The sequence below is a fragment of the Sphingobacterium sp. UBA1498 genome (assembly GCF_002325125.1).
Taxonomy (GTDB): Bacteria; Bacteroidota; Bacteroidia; order Sphingobacteriales; family Sphingobacteriaceae; genus Sphingobacterium.
This window is the reverse complement of sequence record NZ_DCRG01000006.1, coordinates 1-20,551: the sequence shown is the minus strand read 5'-3', so window position 1 is coordinate 20,551 and position 20,551 is coordinate 1. Positions and strand designations below refer to the sequence as shown.

The 20,551-nt window shown below is 41.4% G+C and carries 19 protein-coding genes; 12 read left to right on the top strand and 7 right to left on the bottom strand.

The features are described from left to right. The first annotated feature begins 20 nt into the window (after positions 1 to 20). From B3139_RS07190 to B3139_RS07160, 7 genes are all read left to right on the top strand, one after another. Positions 21 to 1,007: a hypothetical protein gene (locus B3139_RS07190; protein ID WP_293881332.1), complete on the top strand. Its 987-nt coding sequence runs from the start codon at positions 21 to 23 to the stop codon at positions 1,005 to 1,007. 67 nt (positions 1,008 to 1,074) lie between these two features. Next, positions 1,075 to 1,644 (top strand): hypothetical protein, encoded by a 570-nt coding sequence (locus tag B3139_RS07185; protein ID WP_293881330.1) that lies wholly within the window; start codon positions 1,075 to 1,077, stop codon positions 1,642 to 1,644. A gap of 118 nt (positions 1,645 to 1,762) precedes the next feature. Further along, positions 1,763 to 2,329, top strand: coding sequence for a hypothetical protein (locus B3139_RS07180; protein ID WP_293881328.1), 567 nt, complete (start codon positions 1,763 to 1,765; stop codon positions 2,327 to 2,329). A 163-nt stretch (positions 2,330 to 2,492) separates the two neighbouring features. Next, positions 2,493 to 3,413 carry a hypothetical protein gene (locus B3139_RS07175; RefSeq protein WP_293881326.1) on the top strand — a complete coding sequence of 307 codons (921 nt, stop codon included), beginning with the start codon at positions 2,493 to 2,495 and terminating at the stop codon, positions 3,411 to 3,413. 8 nt (positions 3,414 to 3,421) lie between these two features. Continuing rightward, positions 3,422 to 4,564, top strand: a complete 1,143-nt coding sequence (locus tag B3139_RS07170) for a cytochrome-c peroxidase (protein ID WP_293881324.1) — start codon at positions 3,422 to 3,424, stop codon at positions 4,562 to 4,564. 196 nt (positions 4,565 to 4,760) lie between these two features. Next, positions 4,761 to 6,008 carry a S41 family peptidase gene (locus tag B3139_RS07165; RefSeq protein ID WP_293881322.1) on the top strand — a complete coding sequence of 416 codons (1,248 nt, stop codon included), beginning with the start codon at positions 4,761 to 4,763 and terminating at the stop codon, positions 6,006 to 6,008. A gap of 140 nt (positions 6,009 to 6,148) precedes the next feature. Next, positions 6,149 to 6,712, top strand: coding sequence for a biliverdin-producing heme oxygenase (locus tag B3139_RS07160; RefSeq protein WP_293881320.1), 564 nt, complete (start codon positions 6,149 to 6,151; stop codon positions 6,710 to 6,712). Positions 6,713 to 7,158: 446 nt separating this feature from the next. Here B3139_RS07160 and B3139_RS07155 read toward each other — a convergent pair whose 3' ends face one another. The 7 genes from B3139_RS07155 to B3139_RS07125 all read right to left on the bottom strand — a co-directional run bounded on the left by B3139_RS07155 (position 7,159) and on the right by B3139_RS07125 (position 14,626). Then, positions 7,159 to 8,163 carry a metallophosphoesterase gene (locus B3139_RS07155; protein ID WP_293881318.1) on the bottom strand — a complete coding sequence of 335 codons (1,005 nt, stop codon included), beginning with the start codon at positions 8,161 to 8,163 and terminating at the stop codon, positions 7,159 to 7,161. A 9-nt stretch (positions 8,164 to 8,172) separates the two neighbouring features. Then, positions 8,173 to 9,822, bottom strand: a complete 1,650-nt coding sequence (locus tag B3139_RS07150) for a RagB/SusD family nutrient uptake outer membrane protein (protein ID WP_293881316.1) — start codon at positions 9,820 to 9,822, stop codon at positions 8,173 to 8,175. Between the two features lie 94 nt (positions 9,823 to 9,916). Then, positions 9,917 to 10,312 carry a TonB-dependent receptor gene (locus B3139_RS07145; RefSeq protein ID WP_293881314.1) on the bottom strand — a complete coding sequence of 132 codons (396 nt, stop codon included), beginning with the start codon at positions 10,310 to 10,312 and terminating at the stop codon, positions 9,917 to 9,919. A gap of 5 nt (positions 10,313 to 10,317) precedes the next feature. Next, entirely contained in the window at positions 10,318 to 12,375 is a 2,058-nt protein-coding gene (locus B3139_RS07140) for a SusC/RagA family TonB-linked outer membrane protein (RefSeq protein ID WP_293881312.1), read from the bottom strand. Between the two features lie 32 nt (positions 12,376 to 12,407). Beyond that, entirely contained in the window at positions 12,408 to 12,953 is a 546-nt protein-coding gene (locus B3139_RS07135; protein ID WP_293881310.1) for a carboxypeptidase regulatory-like domain-containing protein, read from the bottom strand. Positions 12,954 to 12,958: 5 nt separating this feature from the next. Next, on the bottom strand, positions 12,959 to 14,017 hold the full coding sequence (locus B3139_RS07130) for a FecR family protein (protein WP_293881308.1): 1,059 nt from the start codon (positions 14,015 to 14,017) through the stop codon (positions 12,959 to 12,961). An 84-nt stretch (positions 14,018 to 14,101) separates the two neighbouring features. Continuing rightward, on the bottom strand, positions 14,102 to 14,626 hold the full coding sequence (locus B3139_RS07125; RefSeq protein WP_293881306.1) for a sigma-70 family RNA polymerase sigma factor: 525 nt from the start codon (positions 14,624 to 14,626) through the stop codon (positions 14,102 to 14,104). Positions 14,627 to 14,900: 274 nt separating this feature from the next. On the opposite strand from B3139_RS07125, the gene B3139_RS07120 reads away from it, so the two are divergent. The 5 genes from B3139_RS07120 (at position 14,901) to B3139_RS07100 (ending at position 20,488) form a co-directional block, all read left to right on the top strand. Beyond that, a complete protein-coding gene (locus B3139_RS07120; protein WP_293881304.1) occupies positions 14,901 to 16,043 on the top strand; it encodes a DUF4932 domain-containing protein in 1,143 nt (380 codons plus the stop codon). Positions 16,044 to 16,176: 133 nt separating this feature from the next. Continuing rightward, a complete protein-coding gene (locus tag B3139_RS07115; protein ID WP_293881302.1) occupies positions 16,177 to 17,232 on the top strand; it encodes a 3-oxoacyl-ACP synthase III family protein in 1,056 nt (351 codons plus the stop codon). Positions 17,233 to 17,609: 377 nt separating this feature from the next. After that, positions 17,610 to 17,801 (top strand): cold-shock protein, encoded by a 192-nt coding sequence (locus tag B3139_RS07110; protein ID WP_046676064.1) that lies wholly within the window; start codon positions 17,610 to 17,612, stop codon positions 17,799 to 17,801. Between the two features lie 765 nt (positions 17,802 to 18,566). After that, complete coding sequence (locus tag B3139_RS07105) at positions 18,567 to 20,117, top strand: PAS domain-containing sensor histidine kinase (protein WP_293881294.1); 1,551 nt, start codon at positions 18,567 to 18,569, stop codon at positions 20,115 to 20,117. Positions 20,118 to 20,122: 5 nt separating this feature from the next. Beyond that, a complete protein-coding gene (locus B3139_RS07100) occupies positions 20,123 to 20,488 on the top strand; it encodes a response regulator (RefSeq protein WP_209579874.1) in 366 nt (121 codons plus the stop codon). Positions 20,489 to 20,551 lie beyond the last annotated feature (63 nt).

Sequence of the window (20,551 nt, the reverse complement as noted above, 5' to 3'; positions counted from 1 at the left end):
TTATTAGATACTAAACTAACATGAAAAGATTATACAGCATCTTAAGCTTCCTTTTTGTAGGATTGCTGCTAACCCGCTGCACCAAAACGGAAGAATTAGCCTTACTTCCAGCAGACAAAATACTGGAATACAAAGTCACCAACCTCCCCAATGACGAAGTTATTTATGGAGCCGTCGACAATGAGGCCAATACCATTACCGTATATGTCCCCTACTACTATGGTTTATTGGTGATAGATCCGAGCATTACACTCTCCAATGGAGCCAGTATTGCAGAAGAAATTTTACCTGTTAAAACAGATGAAAAGAACCAGACGTATACCGTAAAGTCCGCTACAGGTACCACTAGAACTTATAGCTTAAAGATTGAATTACAAAGCACACCGACTTTTGAGGCTCAGTTTTATACAACTTCGTCTCTTATCCTTACAAAAGGTCCTGGCACTGGTTTCCCGGCGATTAATGGAACCTTTATGCATACCAATCCTTCATTGGTAAGTATTGCACTTATTAATCAAGAAACTAAAGTACGCTATAAGATGTCTACGCCCAATAGCTTGAAAGTATCGGGTAGTACTTATCAACTATCCTACACGGGAACTGAGCGAGAAAATCGCATTCCATCCGATATTTTGGCAGGCACCTATGATGTTGAGGTAACCAATCTAAATCATACTGTTACATTGGCCAATCCGCTCAAGATTACATATCGCCAACCCGATGTAATTGTTAGCTTATTGGGACTAAATTTGGCAAAAAATAAGGATTGGACTATTAAAGCCAACTTAGATAAAGTGATTTTAGATCCTACAGCCGTTATTATGACACTCAATGGCAAAGATTATCCATTGATTATCAAGTCGCACACGAGAACAGAAATGACAGTTTCATTACCTGCAGATCTTCCGACGGGAACATTTGAAAACGTACAGGTTAAGTTCCAATTTAAAGACTGGGCCGATGTTGTAAAGACACAGTTATCTCCAAGTACAATAACGGAATCATAAGCAAGCATCCACAGTATGCCATAGTGGCATCAAAATTAAATAAATTAAAACAAGAGGAGATCTCAACATGAACTCAAACATCAAAACTATCTTAAAATCTGCTATGGCCGTGACTGTGCTATCGGCAGCAGTATATGCTGTATTGCCAAAACAACTTCCGTTAACGGAATCTTTACCACTCTCACATGCTAAAGCATCCAATAATATAACTGTAGTTGGTCAATGGGCTAATATTGTAGGTGTAAATAATTGGCCAGCTGTTTATGTAAATCTTACAACGGGTAGCCAAAGTTTGAATTATAATGGTCAAGTCGTATTCTCTCGATTTGCTAATGCAACGTTGAGTGCTAATCCAGGTTTTGAACTTAGAACGGTTATGCAAGATATTTCTTCTGTATCGGCAAACGACTGGCTATCTGGAACGCCGGTATCTTCATTAGGAAATAATGAATGGTATGAGTTTGACCTATCGACTATAAGTATTTGGCCAATACAACCAATTACTGTATTAGTTGGAAACCCTTCTGGCGCACTGTATGCATTAAAACTTAACAACTTTTCCGATATACAGCAAAGGGTAATTAATGGTGAAACTCAGATGAAGGCAGATGCTATTATTGAAGTTAAAGCACTGTAATAAAATTTGAGCCTGTTACTATAGGATATTATACGATAGGCTTAAATATAAACAAGCATCCACAGTATGCCATAGTGGCATCAAAATTAAATAAATTAAAACAAGAGGAGATCTCAACATGAACTCAAACATCAAAACTATCTTAAAATCAGCGATGGCCGTGACTGTGCTATCGGCAGCAGTATGGGCAGCAGCTCCAACAACAGAATCAGCAACAGCTCCTTTGGCTTTAAAGCAAGCTAAAGCAAACAGCAACTACACAGTAGTTGGCCAATGGTGGAGTCCTGCCGCAGCATCAACTTGGCCAGCAGTTTATTTAAATCTTGCTACAGGAGCACAAAGCTTAAGCGCCTCCGGCCAGGTCGCATTCTTTAGCCATGTAAATGGTTCAATCAAAGCAAATCCAGGCTATTCAATCAGAACTATAACACAAGACATCTCTTCCGTTACAGCGGCAGATTGGGCAACTGCGACTTCAGTATCATCGCAAGGTAATAACGAATGGTATGCCTACGATCCAGTTACTCATGGAAACGAAGCTGTCCAACCATTAACTGTATTAGTTAATGATGGAACAGGCGCTAAATATGCAGTCAAACTGCTTAACTTCAGCAATGTCAGCCAAAGAAATATTACTGGCTTAGAGGTAAAAGCAGATATCAATATCGAAGTTAAGGCACTATAGTCTTTCCTATTTTAATGAATAGAAGATCCCGCAACCTGGTGGATGGGTTGCGGATCTTTATAACCTAATCATCATCCGCATAACGATTTTTTAACCAAAAAAAATTATGCAACATTCATTTTTGAAAAAACAAATACATAACTTTCAATTTCTAGCTATTTTTATGCTAGCATTAACATGCTGGTCCTGTAAAACCGAATACCCCAGCTTACCCTACAATGACATCGAATCCTTTAGCATTCAGGACGCTGATGGTAAAACCTTATCAGCTAGCATCGTGAATGACCAGATTATCTTATATTGGCCACCCCTGGTGGAGCAGCCCGAAAGCATTACGCCTACGATTAAAATTTCGGAATTAGCGACAATTATTCCTGCATCTGGGACAGCAATACAGTTACAATCCGACAAACCAATTACCTATACTGTGCGGGCACAGGACGGATCCAGCAAAAATTATACATTGGTATTCCAGTACAACCAGCCTCTGATACAGGCAAAAATGAATCTGGCCGAAGGTAAATATTACCTTAGTTACCCAAAAAATGAGAATTTTGTAGTACGAGGAGAAAATATCCTGCCAGACGAGGCGCAAACCAAGGGCTATCTGGTCGATAAGGATGGAAAAGAAACCTTACTTTCTTTTTCTCAACCTCCAACATCTTTTATCGCACAATTCAACACTCCAGAAGATCTTAGACCTGGCATCTACCACATCAAACTGATCTCTGGACGCTACACGGTGCTCACCGATGCTTTTGAAGTATTCTTACCAACATTATACAACGTCATACAATGGCAAGGTATGTTTTATACTGGCAAAAAGGGCGGCGACCTGGTGCTGAACATAAATAGTAAAGAGACTTATGAACTTTATTTCAAGGCAGATTTTGACCATTTTATAGCGATTGATAACCTCAATAACGAATATACTATCAACAATGTAGTCTTTGATGTTGCAGCGATGACGATAAAGCTACCCATTCCCGTATCTGTACAGGGAAACGCAATTAAATCCTTGAAGATGATGGATAAAAACGGGAAGTTATTGTCAGAAGGTGATTTTAGTATCACTTTAAATTAATTAACGCCTTGCCTACGATATTTTTGCCCGCGTATTTTCGCTATCACGGAATGCAATTGATCGCAGCATGCTTCGTGGCACTGGTACTATGCAATTGCAGCAAGAGCGCTTCTGTCCCAGAAGAGCCTACAGCTCCGACTTTGCCAGAAGAAACCTTACGCCAACAATATAGTAAGTCGGCAGCACAATGGCCAGCCGCCGCTTGGTACAACAATATCAAGGTACGTGAACTGGCCGCTATACCCGAAAACCCATCGAAAGATAAGGCCGAGCTTGTAGCACTTGGCAAAGCCTTATTTTTCGACCCCCGCACCGGTAATGGCATGAAGACTTGCGCTTCATGTCATAATCCGGACACCTACTGGATCGACCAAAAAACAACGGCAGATGGCATGGCCCTGCATCACCGCAATACACCTTCCATGGAAAATGTCTGGTACCTGGAAGGCAAACTCTTCCACGATAGCCGCGCAAAGACTTATCGAGAGCAGATCACCGAAGCCATCAACTCCCCGATCGAAATGGGCGGAAATACGACTGCTTTACCCGCTAAGCTGCAAGCTATACCTGGATACCTTCGTTTATATGAAGCGGCTTATACTACGCAAACGATGACCGTCGAAGGATTGCTGGATGCTATAGCAGCATATTCAAAATCAATTAGCAGTGGTGAAACCGCCTTCGACCGTTTTATCAAAGGAGATTACCAGGCATTAAATGATGTACAGCTTGAAGGTCTCCATCTCTTTCGCACAAAAGGGAAATGTATCAACTGCCATAATGGTGCCTTCTTTACCGATCTCGATTTTCATAACCTGGGTTATGCTGTTACCAGCAAAGGTGCCTTGGACAATGGTCGCTTTGAGGCAACAGGACTGGAAACAGACAAAGGTAAATTTCGTACGCCGGGCCTGCGCAATGTAGTCCATACTGCACCCTACCTGCACAATGGTAGTATTGCAAGCTTAAGTGAACTGATCAACCTGCTGAGTCAGGGCATGCCCCAAAAATCAGGACAACAGATCAATGGCACCTTATCGCCGCATATTCAAAACGTCCGATTGAGCAGTAAAGAACAGGAAAATATCGTGGCTTTTTTGGAGAGCTTATCGAGCGTACCGACCAAGACCGAGCGGCCAGTATTGCCCTAAAATAAAAAATCCCAAAGGGACTAGCTTTGGGACATTTGAGTACTCCACAGCAGCGGAGGTATCAAAAATTAAATAAATTGGCACAAAATTAGGCTTTTATATTAAATAAAAAAGCAAAAAAGTATTAAATTTCAGATAATTATATAATTTGTATCCGATCAGCTACAAGTGTAAAGGATAAAACGCGCATCAAATAATGAGTCTACTCCGCCAAATAATTGGTCTATTTTTTATTACAGCCGTTATCTCGGCTTGCCAGCAAAACAGCAGAACAGCGACTTCACCCGATGAACTTATTAGTCCAAAAACAGGAACAAAAAAAGAACTCACACTCGATTCTATATACCTGTATGCCAAACAGCTCTACCGTTGGCAGGAATCTCTCCCTTCGTATACCACTTTTGATCCGCGGGCAAAATATGCCCAAATAGAACCTGAGCAAACAGCCTACGAACGTGAACTTTTTGCGCTCAGCCAATACGCCTTGCGCAAGAATGATAAGCCCTATGAATGGTCAACCATTCCCAATAAGCCCAAATATTCGTATCTGGAACGCCGTCGGACTGAAAAGAAAAGTAGCGGTCACATGGCAAGTACCACCACCCCCTATCGGTATGCGACACACCTGTCTTACTGGACCGCAGGTAATAAACGGATTGCTTATGTATACATCCCCTCTTTTCCAGAGCTCCAGACAGTGAAGGCCGAACTGGATCAACTTGCGGCCGAACTCGCACAGCAGCAAGTTACTCATCTAATCCTCGATCTACGTCATAACGGTGGCGGTTATGTGGAAACAGCCGAATATCTAGCCAACCTCATTAGCCCGGCCAGACTGGATAAAAAAGTTATGTTCAGCGAGCAATTTCATCCGAATGTGCAGCAAGGCAGAGCAAAACTACTCCTTAAACAACCCTATCTGGATGCCAGTGGCAAAGTGGTCCAATATAAAGGACGCCCCGCGACAATGGCTGATGTAGATTATAGTGAAAAAGCCAATACACATTACTTTATCAAAAAGGGGCATTTCAATTCTTTGCAGCAGTTATCCTGTATTGTCTCTGATCGTACAGCTTCGGCTAGTGAGCTTTTGATTAGCAGTTTCAAACCCTATCTTCCGCTGCGACTCATCGGCCAGCAAACCTTTGGCAAACCCGTCGGATTTTTTTCCATACGTGTAGGAGCCTTCGATATTTACCTGGCTTCATTTCTTATCCGAAATGCCGATGGCTGGTCGGATTATTTTGACGGCATACCCGTAGACCTGAATTTAGCTCCGGTCGATACCTCCCGCCATCCCGGGGATCCAAAGGAAGCCTGGCTTGGAGCGGCATTAAAAGATATTGCCAGAGACCAACGTATCAAGGCAATTTCATCCGCTACTTATTTTCCCTTGCCAGCAGAAGAAAATTTGCTACTCAAAACAAATTTCAAATTAAAGTAAGAAACTATTACAGCTGAATTTTGTCATACTCTTGTTTAAATTAAAACCATTTTTCATAGATGATAAAGCAGAAAACAGCATAAATTTGTGAAAATAAATACAAATCTTTGTATAGAATCGTTATAAATAAAAACAGAAACATGTTAAGTCAACATATCAAAGAGCAAACGCACGCAGCTCACCAAAACGTAGAAGGAACGATCGTGCGCCAATTGAAAAATATTCGTTCTGAAGCAGATTATGCTGAAGTATTAAAAGGCTTTTATGCTTATTTCCGCGCTGTAGAAGATAGCATCGCTCCTTTTGTAACCGCAGAAGTATTGCCAGATTTGGCCGAACGCCGTAATTCATCGTACATCAAAAGTGATATTGAAGCCTTGGGTGGTAATGTAGATAACCTGCCTGAAGCAAATGCTCCAGCAGTAGCAAATGTACAGGAAGCACTTGCATCATTATATGTTTTGGAAGGTTCAATCATGGGTGGTCCGTACATCGTACAGATGCTCAATAAATATGGCGTTACCAAAGGAACTTCTTTCTTTGAAGGTTATGGCGAAAATAGCCGTGACATGTGGGCTGGTTTTACAACAGTATTAAACAAATATTCCGAAGATCCGTCAACTTATGACCGCGCAGTAGAGATTGCTAACCAAACTTTTTATAACTTTGGCGAAGTATTCACTCCTATTGCCAGTGCAAACTAAAACAAGTGCGATAGTGTTTAATTCCTTAAATGGAGCAAAAAGATAAAAAATCAAAATGGCTTAAGCGTGCCGGAATTGGAGCATTCCTCTTCTTTCTGGCCAAAGGACTTGTATGGCTCGCTGTGTTCTTTTTCGCAGCTAAGTCCTGCAGCATATCTATTTAACACAAAAATATGAAGCCTTCATCTAACGCTCAAAAAAGGCGTCCGATGAAGGCTTCTTTTTTAACGCAGGCTAGCCTGTGTGTTTTTTATCTCGAACGCTAATGTCTTCATATTGTCTTCGTATTGTGTTCGTACCACCTTCGGAGATGGACAGACTTGCAACCATTATTGACCAGCTTCCGAACAGATAATTCCTGTTCAGGGTCTGGACGATATCTGTTCAGTACCTGTACAATATCTGTATCGCATCCGAATAAGGTACGAAGCAGGTACGAATCTGGGTTATACTTTTGTAACCACCGTCCGATACAGCTCTATACCCTCATGACTGATAACCTGACAAGCAATTTCTCCACTATTGACCGAGAAATAGAAAAACCCGTATTGATCTTTCGCAAAACGGCCATACGGTAAATCTGTTTTCACCGGGGTTATTTCGGATCCTGCTCCCGAGATAAACTGATGAAACTTCTTGCCTTCAACTTTCAAATGCTGCAGGGAATGCTCATGTCCAGAAAGGTATATATCAACTTCCCGCTTTTCAAAAATAGATTCCAGGACCTTTCGCACGGCCAGCGTGTCATAATTCGTTGTACGCGGTCCTGCCGTATACAAGGGATGGTGGCCGATAACAATTTTCCAATGTGCATCCGAATTTTCCAGTAGCTGATCCAGCCAGGCGAGCTGTTTCTCGGGTTGCTGTCCCGCAACATGTGGCCCATACTCGCTGTTACTGTAAAATTCAGGAATCATCGGGTTGGTATCGATAAAAGCCATCAGGACCTTTTCCCCATCCTTGAGCGCAAATGTCTTGCTGTAATAACGCGAAGGCATCTTCCAGCGCCTGCTGATACCGCTATAGCGCACCTGCGCATCGGGATCTGATTTATAATCGTGGTTTCCCAAAATGGGATACCAGTCCCATTGCAGCGAAAATGCGGTATAGATATTTTCAAACGAATAATGCCACAAGGGATCATGCTCACTGACCACGCCGGAGGGGTAAAAATTATCACCGGTAGAAATGATAAAGTCATTGGGGTGCTGATCGGCCCATTGGCCCATCTGTCCTGCTACGGCCAACTGATGGTCAGCACCGTTGCGTCCCCAGTCGCCTACAGCCATAAAATGAAGATCATAAGCATCTTTGGGCTTTAAATGCTGTCGTATATCTTCGCTTTCAAGTTGCGTGGGTTTTGTCAGGCCGAAGCTGCTGAGCGTAATTCCGCCCAGGCCGGCTGTAATCGCCGTGCCCAGGGAATTTTTCATAAAAGTTCTGCGTTTCATCAATAGATTTTAATAACCAGGATTCTGTTGCCAGTGGGTGTTTACGTTTAATACAGTTGTTGGTACGGGAAAAATACGACGGAACTTCTCGCTCATCCCGGCAGGATACAGCGATCGGAATCCCCAGTTATCTTCAAATTTTCCGTAACGGATCAGATCATTTCTACGCCAGGACTCGTCGGCAAACTCCCTTGCACGCTCATCCAATACATCTTGCAGATCTGGGGCTGCCGTGAGTACAGGTGCATTGACATAGGTACGGATCTGATTAACCAGGGATTGTGCAGTCTGACCACTGGTGGCAGCAGCCCCACGGAGTATAGCCTCCGCTTTCATCAACAGGATATCGGCATAGCGAAATACCGGTACATCGTTGCTCTGATTCCGCTGATTGGCTGAGGTAACGGCTACGTCCATATAAAACTTAATGGATCTGTACCCCATCGAGCGCCCCTTTTGGTCATTACCCACATTGAGCGTGGCCGCGCCATCCGAACGCAACGTAATTTCTTTCGTGGTCTCCAGCTGCCAATCAAACTGCGCATCTGCATCTGCAGCATTATAATCCTGATCTATGCCGCGTTTGGAAGTTCTGATCAGAAAAGGACGAGTCTTATCTTCTACATAATTTGACCAATAATATTGCTTACCACCGATATATGAAGCATTCCTTTCGTCGCCTTCCAGATTAAATTTCTCCAAATAGCTTGGTAATACACGAAAAGTTCCCCCAACACTTTGAGGTAGTGTGGCAAACTGATTCTGCGCACTGCGATGTATCCAAAAGCGTGAATAGGTCATACCCTGTTGTTTTTCGCGATCGTAAGGTATGGCGAAAATAAAATCCTTTACCTGATAACCATTATCGGGGCGAAATTTGGCCATAAACTTGTGACTTGTCAGATTAAACTGTCCCGAGGAAATAATCTGATCGCACATCGCAACTACATCATTTAATTTTTCATTTTGTGCACTTGGATTGTAATTGGCTACATCCGCAGCCGTATAAACAGCCCAGTTGAGATACAACTTGGCCAGTAATGCTTCGGCCATATATTTCGTTGCTTTTCCATAGGTTGCTACAGAAACTGTGGTCGGCAGCAAGTCCTTCACCGCAAGCAATTCGGTCTCAATAAAACGGCAAATTTCAGCACGGCTTGAACGTGCAGGAACGGCATCAACAGGCCCTGTGATCAACGGTGCAGCACCAAAATTATCCATCAGTATAAAATAATAATAAGCACGGATGGCACGGGCGGGTGCCGTCAGCTTTTCTTTATCTTCCCCAAATAATTCAATGGCATTATTGGCTAAGGTTATTCCAGTGGAAGCATCGTTCCAGATACTTGGTAAGAGGCCGTTGTCGGCATTCCAATTGTGCACATGAAATTCACGGTATCGGCCGCCATCAAACCAGTCTGTCCCCATGGAAACACTCACGGCCTCATCTGCTGAGAGTGTTTGGGCCATCCAATGATCGCGCCCCATTGCGCCACGGTAAGCTGCATATACATCAGCAAGAATTGCCTCAGCTGCACGTTCCGAATCTGGAAATTCCGTCAGCTGTGATTTTATATCAACATCCAGATCGGTACAAGATCCCAGCGAAAAACTCAATGCTGATAAAGTAAATAAGCGAATAAATAGTGTTGGTTTCATATAAATTATTTCTTGTTCTATAGGCCGTGTGGCATACTCCATTTATGTCAACAGGATTGTTTCGATAAGAAGTTTTCCATCCCACAGCGCTGTCTTATAAATTAAAATTAAGGCCAAACATAAACGTACGTGTGCGTGGGTAGGTCTGGCGGTTATCGATTCCCGGTGTCAAGCCTCCCAAGCCCACCTCGGGATCAATTCCTTTATACTTCGTCAGTACAAACACGTTATTCATCGTTGCATATACCCTTAGATTTTTAATCGGTATATTTTTCATCGGTATCGTATAGGCCAACGTAACATAAGCCAAACGCAGGTAGCTTCCATTTTCCAGGTAACGATCGGATAGGTAATGCGCATTGATATCCGTCATGCGCTCGGTTTCCACGACACTCGCAAGCACGTTTTTCTGTCCTGCGTTACCGACAACGTTGGAATTACGCGCTCGGGTAGCATTCATAATTTTCTGTCCAAAAGCACCTTGAAACATTCCGTTTAAAGAAAAATTCTTATACGAAAACTATTGTTCCAACCCAATGTCAACTTGGGTTGTGGACTTCCCGTCACAGCCTGATCTTTCTTCTGTGGTGTGGTGGTCGTTTCGCCGGTACGTTCTCCAGTCTTCTCATCATGAACATAAAATACCGACACGCCTTCATCGTTGTAGCCTGCCCATTCCCAGGTATAAAACTGACCGATAGGCGCTCCTGGTGTCAGCCTCTGCTGAAAAACATTGGTCTGTCCAGCCCCACCTAGATCCGACAATTCGATATAATCCTGGGTAAACTGCTCGTTAGCAATGCTCACCACCTTATTGGTATTGTGCGATAGCACCAAGCCGGTATTCCATTTGAAATGTTCTTTATCGATCGCCTTTGCATTTAAAGTAAGCTCGATCCCGCGGTTTTCAATTTCCCCGACGTTGGCCGTCAATGTCGGATAGATATATTTCGATTTGCTTACCTGATAATCATAAATCAGGTCACTTGTTTTCTTTTTATAGACCTCCAAAGATCCTGTCAGGCGATTTTTGAGAAATCCGAAATCCAAGCCAAGATTGATCATGCTGGTGGTTTCCCATTTGAGGTTTGGATTGCTATTGCGAAGCACCATTAAAGTACGTAATAGACTTACCTGACCATCGGCACTCACATAATCAAAAAACTTAGATGAAGCACCACGTACAGACTGCGCAGTAAAAGCATCAAAACCCAGCGAGTTGCCGCTCACACCATAACCCGCACGTAACTTCAAATCATCAAAAATTCCGCTTTCACGGATGAATGATTCCTCCGACAGGCGCCATGCTGCAGACACCGAAGGGAATGTCGCCCAACGATTGTTGGACCCAAAAGCCGAAGATCCATCACGTCTTACGGTCGCCTGTAGCAGATATTTACTGTTATAAGCATAATTCACCCGGCCATAAACAGATATCATACGCAAGGTGGAAAGATAATAGTTCCCAAAACCCAACAAATCAACTACATTCGCCATCCCAGGGTTATAGTAACTTAAATCATCGTTATAATAATCGGAGGTCGTCAATTGAAAGCCATCGTTATTGTTGTTCTCCTCCCATGAATAACCGGCCAGTGCAGCTACTTTGTGCTTTCCGGCAAATGTCTTTTCATAGCTCAGGTTCATTTCCATCACTTTCCGTTCATCTTCTACTGCGGCACGGATAGATTTGCCATTTTGGCCACGTGCAGCCATTGAAGACATCGCGTAGTATTGCGCGTTGTTGAACTGCCTATTTTGCATCGAAAGATCAATATTATAGGTCAGCCCGGGCAAGATCTCATAGCCCAGTTTGGCATGTGCCTGAAGGACCTTTGTTTTAGAAAAATTTGTATTCTCCTCAATTAAGGAAAGTGGATTGGCATATTGCGAACGGTCGGGTTTTTCAAACCAGGAGCCATCGGCATTTCGGATCGGCGATACAGGCAGGTAATAATACATTGCATCATATACACTGAGTCCCTGATCCAAAGCGAGTACATCATTCTGCTTGGTGATACTTGCGTTGATATTGAAAGACGCCGTCAACCGGTCATTAAGTGCCTTGGTCTGCAAAAATGCTCGAGCAATCTGACGCCCCATATCTGTCCCTTTGATAACCCCATTGTTTTTGATGGTATTGAGACTAATGCTATACTGTGTTTTTTCTGCACCGCCAAGAATGGATATATTATGGTTGTTCGATACCCCTGTCCGCTCCACCGTTCTTTGCCAATCGGTATCTGCCCCCAGGTCGTCCGTTGGTTCCATCGAAAACCCATTATCATTGACATAGGACCTATATTGCGCAGCATTCATCATCTCATAATGCTTAGCCACCTTATCGATCGCCAGATAACCGTTGTAATTGATGTTGGTCTGCCCTGATTTCCCGCGCTTAGTTGTGACAATAATAACGCCATTGGCCGCTTTTGAGCCATAAATTGCGGTCGCTGAGGCATCGCGCAGCACGTCGATCGAGGCAATATCATCTGGCGCCACCAAGGCCAGCGATGCGCCCGGGACACCATCGATTACATAATAAGGTTCCATCGCTTCACCGCTGCGTAAGGTTGAAGCACCTCTTAGGCTAATAGAAGGCGTGGCATTGGGTTACTGTTATTTGTCGAAATGGTTAGCCCCGCAACTTTACCCTGCAGCATCTGTGCTGGTGAGGTAAATACACCAACATTCGCATCTTCCGCTTTAACACTGGTGATCGAGCTTGTCAGATCTTTTCTGGACACACGACCATAACCAATCACAACTTCATCCAATTTAACCAAGCCTCGCTGAAGCTTTACATTCAGGGACAACGGTTTTCTCGCTTCAATGACATAACCCGAAAGCGTATCGGACTGAAATCCGACAGCCGAAAACACAAATTGATAACCAACATGTTCCACTAAATTCTGAAAATGGAATAGTCCCTGGCTATTCGTACTGGTGATCACACTAGAGCCTCCATTGACCTGAATAGCTTTTACGCTGACACCAGGGAGGAACTCGCCCTTTTCATTTTGAACAGCGCCTTTCACCTGTTGCTGCTGTGCATGAAGTTGGGTAAGTCCAGCTGTAAGCAATGCAAAAATAAGCAGATTCCTTTTTTGCGGATTTGTTTTTCTGAGCATATTTGTTAATTGTTTAGATGTTCGGTAATCGTATTTTCCTGCTTGTAAAGCGTGTAGCTGCCGTCCGCATTGGCGACAAAGCGCAATTCATTGATTAGACAGATGGTTGTCAAGATATCTTTCAAGGAATTTTGCTGTACATCAATCTCACCAGTATAGTGAATAGCCGCTATACTCTTGTCCCCCAAATGAATCTGCTTCTTGAATGCTGTTTCTAAACCCAATATCAAAGCGGACATTGGCGTGTTTTTAAGATTTAATAAATCAGGTACAGCGAAGTCTGGTACTTTTATTGGTTTTTCTTTATGCACGGCGTCCAATCGGGTTGTTCCGCCTTTATAAACGGTCAGATTTTGACCTGGGCCATCCAGAAACACGTTTTTGAAATGATCGCTCAGGGACGAAACAAGCACCTTACCGGTATGCAGTGCAACAGTCACAGTTTGATGTTTTAATTTGGTATTAATCGTAAAGGATGTACCGAGCGCCGTCGTTTTAGTACCATTGGCAAGTACTGAAAATGGACGTTTTGGATCTGAAGCCACATCAAAGTATGCTTTACCCACAAGTTCAATGTCGCGGGCATTGTCAGCAAAATCTTTCACATAGCGAATTTGACTTTGTGCGAATAAACGCACATGAGATCCATCAGGTAGATCTAGAACTATACTCTGGAGATTTCTATTTTCTTTCGAAATCCACGCCATATCTGTAGCTTCTACAACCGGATTAGCTGCAGACAGCTGTTCAAAAGGCTGCGGAACTGAATCTTGCGTCCACCATGTGACAAAATGGAAGGGAAAGAAAACGATAATTGCCGCCGCAGCACTGTATCGAAGCATCTTGATCAACCGATACCGCCGTAAAACCTTGCGACCCTGTGCATCTTCCTCGTCTTGAATGGCATCTTGAATCTGCGATTTCATCGCATCTGTGGGTACAACGTCCTCCATCGCTGTACTATCAAATTGCCCCCATTCCTCGTCCTTGAAAATTTCGTCTACCAGGAAGGGCATTTTCCAGATCTGCTTTTTAATCTGATGCTGCTTTTCGTCATGCTTCATACTACTATTACGCAGGTCGGCACGACATCCCTTAGTGCTTAACAATTATTTAATATAGGAAAGCGACATTTAAAGTTGCCGAACCTAGAGCATGATGGAATAAAGATGTTGTTTGAGCTGAAGAAGTGCTTTACTGATATGCTGTTCCACCGTCTTTGTGGAAATAGAAAATTGGACCGCAATCTCTTTATGGGAAAGACCTTCCTTACGGCTCATTTCAAAAACTTTACGACGCATTTTGGGCATGTTCTGAATATCCTTTTCCATCATACGCAAAAGTTCTTTGTTTTCTATCGCACGGATCAAACTGTCTGTAAAAGGAGTTGCAGCGGCCTGTCCCTCATATTTAAACCTTGTTGCCTCTTTACGCAATAAGTCGATCATCACCTGCCGCGCCATCCCAAATAACTGTACCAAGATACTAAGCTGATCGTCAAGTCGCTCTCTTTGGTTCCAGAGTTTAATAAAGGTCAGCTGTGTGACCTCCTGTGCGATATAGTCCGATTGCGTACGCTTGAGTACAAAACCGAAGATCTGTCGATGGTACTTATCGTATACGATATTAAAACTTTTCTGATTGGAAGATTTGATTGGCTGAACATGTTCCATTGCGATGTCAAAATTAAAAGCACAAGATTTCTTCAATATTAAGTTAAAATCAATATTAAATTAAAAAAACCAGATACACAAGCACTCCACATCGCGCAATTCATTCTTACTTGAACAAATTTTATTTAAAAGACAGCAGAAATCTCCCTATAATTGCATGGTGGAATATTTCATATAATAATGAGAATCCATAATTGTTTACAACTCCGCCGGGCATATAAAGGCTGAAGCATGGAAGGTATACCGTCAATAATCGTGTAAAAGCAACAATACAATGAAAAGAAATCTAATTTTAGTTTTAACAAGTTTTATCTTAACCTGGAATCTGGCCCAATGTCAACAACGCGAGGTGGATTTTAGCAATGCCTATATTGCGCATAACGATGGCAAGACAACTGTGGAAATCAATGAAACACAGGAACTCGTTTATATTATCTTTTCAATAACGGACTTTGGAAAAGAAAATCCAAACATGACCAAACAGAATACCGAATATTTTGAAGAGGTCAAATCACATTTTACGGCATTTTCGGATCTACCTATAGTGAAGAAATTTGACCAACAACTGCGAGAGAATTTAACGAATTATTTTCTTTTAGCAGCAAATGTTTATGGCTTCAAGTTCAAAGACGATGAACTAATACCGACGAACATCTATATTTTTCCGGCAAAAGGAGTTGGAAATTACCAGATCAAATCAAACCCCATTCCGGCTTATAAAAAAGAACTGGAAGAGTTTATTAGAAAATCTGGATACCGGGCATTTTATAAACAGCATAAACCCTACTACGATAGTCTTCGCGCCGCCTATGAAGAATATGCTTCCATTGCCGAACAGAAAGAATGGTTAGAAAAAAGATTCAATTACAAAATCAACAGTTATCGTATATTGACATCGCCCCTCATTGCCGGGATGAATGCAACACACACCTTCAAATATAAAGGATTCAAAGAAATATTACTTTTTCTGCCCACGCTTCGTGAAGACGAATCTTGGAGTCCCAAATTTAAGAAAGCAATAAATACCCGGATCATTTTCACAGAAATAGACCATAACTACGTCGGACCTCTGAGTGAAAAAAATAAAAAACAGATTGATACCATATTTAACAACCGGGAATTCTGGATAGATGCATCGAATAAAAGTACAGTCCATTACCCAAGTCCGGTCAAAGTGTTCGACGAATACCTAACTTGGGGACTATTCATTTTGTATTGTTATGACAAATTTGGCGAAGATTATGATCTATTTGGACAGATTGTCGAAAACGTCAATGATATGATGGTGAACAAAAAAGGATTTCCTAAAGCAGATGAATTTAACGCCGAATTGTTTAGCCGCTATAAAGACAATAAAAACAAAGATATGGAATCTTTATACAAGCCCCTATTAGAATGGTGTTCAAGACAAAATTAGTCCCATTCCGACAATATTTAGTATATTAATAACGATAAAAAATAAAACGTTAGCAATATGCCTGTAGCGATCACAAGAAATCAGCGTAGTTAACAGTATTTAAATCCGTTCAAGGCCTACAAAGGAAAATATTATGAATATTAAGATCATCGGATCGGGCAGCTTCGTCCCATCAAATCGCATTAAAAACGATTACTTTAAAAATCATCTTTTTTTGGATGAGAACGGGCTACCATTTAAACAGTCTCAACTAGTCATCGAAAAATTCAAAGCAATTACCGGAATTGAAGAGCGTCGCTACGCCGATGCTAACCAAGTCGCTTCCGATCTAGCTTTTAAAGCCGGTCAACTTGCCATTGATGATGCGGGTATTGATGCAGAAACACTAGACTATATTATCTTAGCCCACAATTATGGTGATATTCCATATGGTAAAATCCAGTCAGATACAGTACCATGCCTAGCGAGCAGAGTGAAGAAAAAACTTGGTATCAGCAATCCCAAATGCGTCGCTTATGATTTATTATTTGGTTGCCCCGGCTGGAATGAGGGTGTTCTGCATGCCAATGCTTTTATCAAATCAGGGATGGCAAAGCGCTGTCTCGTTATTGGTGCAGAAACGCTATCACGTGTGACTGATCCTTTTGATCGAGATTCTATGATTTACGCAGACGGTGCCGGCGCGGTAATTGTCGAAGCAACCCATGACAGCCGTGGCCTCTTGGCCTTTGAAAGTGCAACGTACGCCATTGAGGAATCCGACTACCTTAATTTTGGACCTTCATACCAGCATGAGCAACATACGGAAACGCGATATATTAAGATGAAAGGACGTAAGATTTATGAGTTTGCCCTCAGCAAAGTTCCTTTGGCCATGCAAGCTTGTCTTCAAAATGCTAGTATCGATATCAGAGCGATAAAAAAAGTACTGATCCACCAAGCCAATGAAAAAATGGATGAAGCCATTCTCAAAAGATTTTACGCATTGTACAATATGAAGGTCCCAGCCGATGTCATGCCAATGACTATCCATAGCTTGGGAAACAGTAGCGTCGCAACCATCCCGACACTATATGATCTCATCAAACGAGGCGAGATTGAAGATCAATCGATACATGAAGGCGATATCATCCTATTTGCTTCGGTAGGTGCTGGAATGAATATAAATGCTTTCCTATATCAAGTTTAAAAAAATGGATGTGCAAATTTATTTTGTCTGTAAAACCTACTTTAGAATGGCCTAATCGCGGAATTACTCATTCATTTTAATAATAGGCTCATAAATACTATGTTTAATAATATTTTATAGTTATATTTGGAAGATAATCGGCTCAATTTGCTTCTCTGAAATCGAAAAGTTATAACACTTCCCGCTCAGTTTCGCATCTTCAGAAGCAATTTTTGTTGTCAAAATAATAGGTGAAGTACCTTTTTGAACTTGAATATACCCAAGCACATTAAACTACAAACATCATTTCTTGCAAACAAATCGATTGAATAGGGTTAAGATATCCGTATCGTAACGCGAATTTATTTATAGAATACTTTAATATAATATATAAAACAATGCAAGAAGGAACTATTAAATTCTTCAACCAAACAAAAGGATTTGGTTTTATTACTCCAGCTGCTGGTGGAGATGACATTTTCGTACACGTATCAGGATTAATCAACGAAGTACGCGAAAATGACAGTGTAACATTTGATGTAGAAAACGGTAAAAAAGGTGTTAACGCAGTTAACGTACGTATCGCATAATTAAGTAAACACACAAGGAGATATCTATTTATCTTCTTGCGAAGTGCACCGGGCAACCGTTGCACTTTTTTTATATATCCGCCATACATCAACTACATTTAATCCGTCAGAAAGACGTTATGATGTCTTTTTTAAATTAGCCCCCAACTTCAACCCCTTGGCCGCTTGTCCACTTGCCTTGTCACGTAATACAGAAGGTCTTTATGTTTAGGAATAATTTTTATTCTCAATAACCCAACAGCTTAATTCACATATTACACCTTTAGTATATATAAAAAACACATATCACTGCACATCAATACAATATGATATTTATAAAGAAATATTCCCTTCAATTTATTTGCTGTACGGCTCATGTTTTAGATAATTTTTCAAATAGGATTGCTCATAAAACGAATATAACACGATAACAACACTCTGGCAGTGCATGACAAAGGTCTCCAAGAGGTTTTCGACATTCCTAGACCGACAATAAGGAAATAGAATTAAAATTATCAACGGTTAAAATCAAAAATATTTTTAAACATAAAAAACTAAAAATAAACAATTTAACAAAACTCATATAAACTTATTAAATATCATAAATCTACTCAGCCCCGCCCATCGGTTATGTTAAATTTCAAGTTTACTCTGCAGTGCCAATACGAACTTTGTCGTCACCCGCATTTATACGGTATTTCAAATTAGTTATTGCAGTTTTCCATTTAATTTCGAATTTTAAAATTAAATTCGCGCACCATGGTTAAGCATGGTATACTATAGTATATGAGAAAAAATCCTTCCGGAAACAGCAATGCAAAGCAACGTAGTGAGAACAAGAACAATGATATAGATCTTTATCTAAAAGCATTGAATTCAGCCTATTCGGGAATTATTATTACAGACAATTTGCAGCATGACAACCCTATTATTTATTGTAACAAAGCTTTCGAAACCATCAGTGGCTATGCACAAGAGGAAATAATAGGTCACAACTGCCGCTTTTTACAAGCGCAAGATCGTTCGCAAGAAGAACGTAGAATTATCAAAGAAGCGATTCTGCGGGGTGAAGAGTGCAAAATCGAAATTCGTAATTACCGCAAAGACGGAACCCTTTTTTGGAACGAACTTTTTATTTCCCCCGTGAAAAACGAAGACGGACAGGTGACACATTTTATCGGTGTTCAAAATGATATCAGTGATCGAAAAAAAGCAGAACACGATCTTCGTGAAGAAAAGTCACATGTCGAGCTCAAAATACAGCAGAGGACGAAAGAACTTCAGGACAAAGAAAGTTTTTTATCCAGTATTATTGAAACAGTTAGAGAGAGTCTCTTGGTATTAGACGCGAATTATGATGTTCTGAGCGCAAATAAGCATTTCTTAAACTCTTTTAAAGTCACTACAGAGGAAACTGTAGGAAAGCAGTTATTTGACTTGGGTAACCAGCAATGGGATATTGCATCGTTAAAGGAAATGCTTACACAGATACTGCCTACCAATAATCCAGTGATCGATTATGAAGTGGATCATACGTTCCCTTATATTGGGCGAAAAGTGATGTTGCTGAATGCCTACCGCATTGAATTTGAAGGCAAATACAAAGACCGGATCCTCATCGCGATCGAAGATATCACTGAAAAGAAAGAGCAAGACCGACGTAAAGATGATTTCTTGTCTATCGCAAGCCACGAGCTCAAAACGCCACTGACAACGATTAAGGGGCTTTTTCAGATTGTACAGCGGCTCAGTGTCGAAAATACAGATCCAAAGTATATTTCTACATTAGATAAAATAGCATCCTATATCGACCGGCTAAACCTGCTTATAGCCAAACTCTTGGATACTTCTAAAATTCAATCTGGAAATTTGGAACTGCACATGGAACCATTTGAGATCGATAAGACGATTCAAGACGCCGTAGAGAGTATGCGACTGGCCGTGCCTGACGCTGATATTCATTTTTCAGGCAGTTCGGATAGTATCGTGGAGGGTGATGAACTACAGATTATCCAAGTACTCAATAATCTGCTATCAAACGCTATTAAATATTCGCCAGAATCTAAGAAAATTGAAGTTAGTATTCATAGGGTTGCTAACTTTGTAAAGGTCTCTGTGCGAGATTACGGTATGGGAATAAGCTATCAGGACAGATTAAAGATTTTCGAAAGATTTTTCCGCGTCAGCCATATACAAAAAAAGTTTCCGGGTTTGGGCATTGGTCTCTACGTTTCGCACGAGATCATTGTCAATCACAACGGTACATTGTGGGTAGAAAGTGAGCTGGGGGAAGGATCTACTTTTAATTTTACATTACCCATTGTAAACAATAACTAACAAATATGCAGACTAAAAAGATAATGATCTGTGATGATGACCGAGGGATACTCGAAATGCTCGAACTTTTTTTAGATATGGAAGGATTTAATGTCATATGCGAATCAAATAGTACCAACCTGACGAAGCAATTAATTTCTCATCAGCCGGACCTATTGTTATTGGATCTTTGGATGCCAATAATTTCCGGCGATCAACTGATCAAGATGATCCGAAGCACACCCGAAATTAAAGATACCCCCATCATCGTGCTTTCGGCGAGCGTGGATGGACCAGAGATCGCAAGCGGCTTAGGGGCCAATGGTTTTATCGCAAAACCCTTTGATCTGGTAGATATCACCCAAAAAATTGATAATATACTGAAGAATTAGTCCCTAAATAGGCCGTTGAAATATGCTCATTAAAATTTATAGAAGAAGCTGTCTCAAATTTAT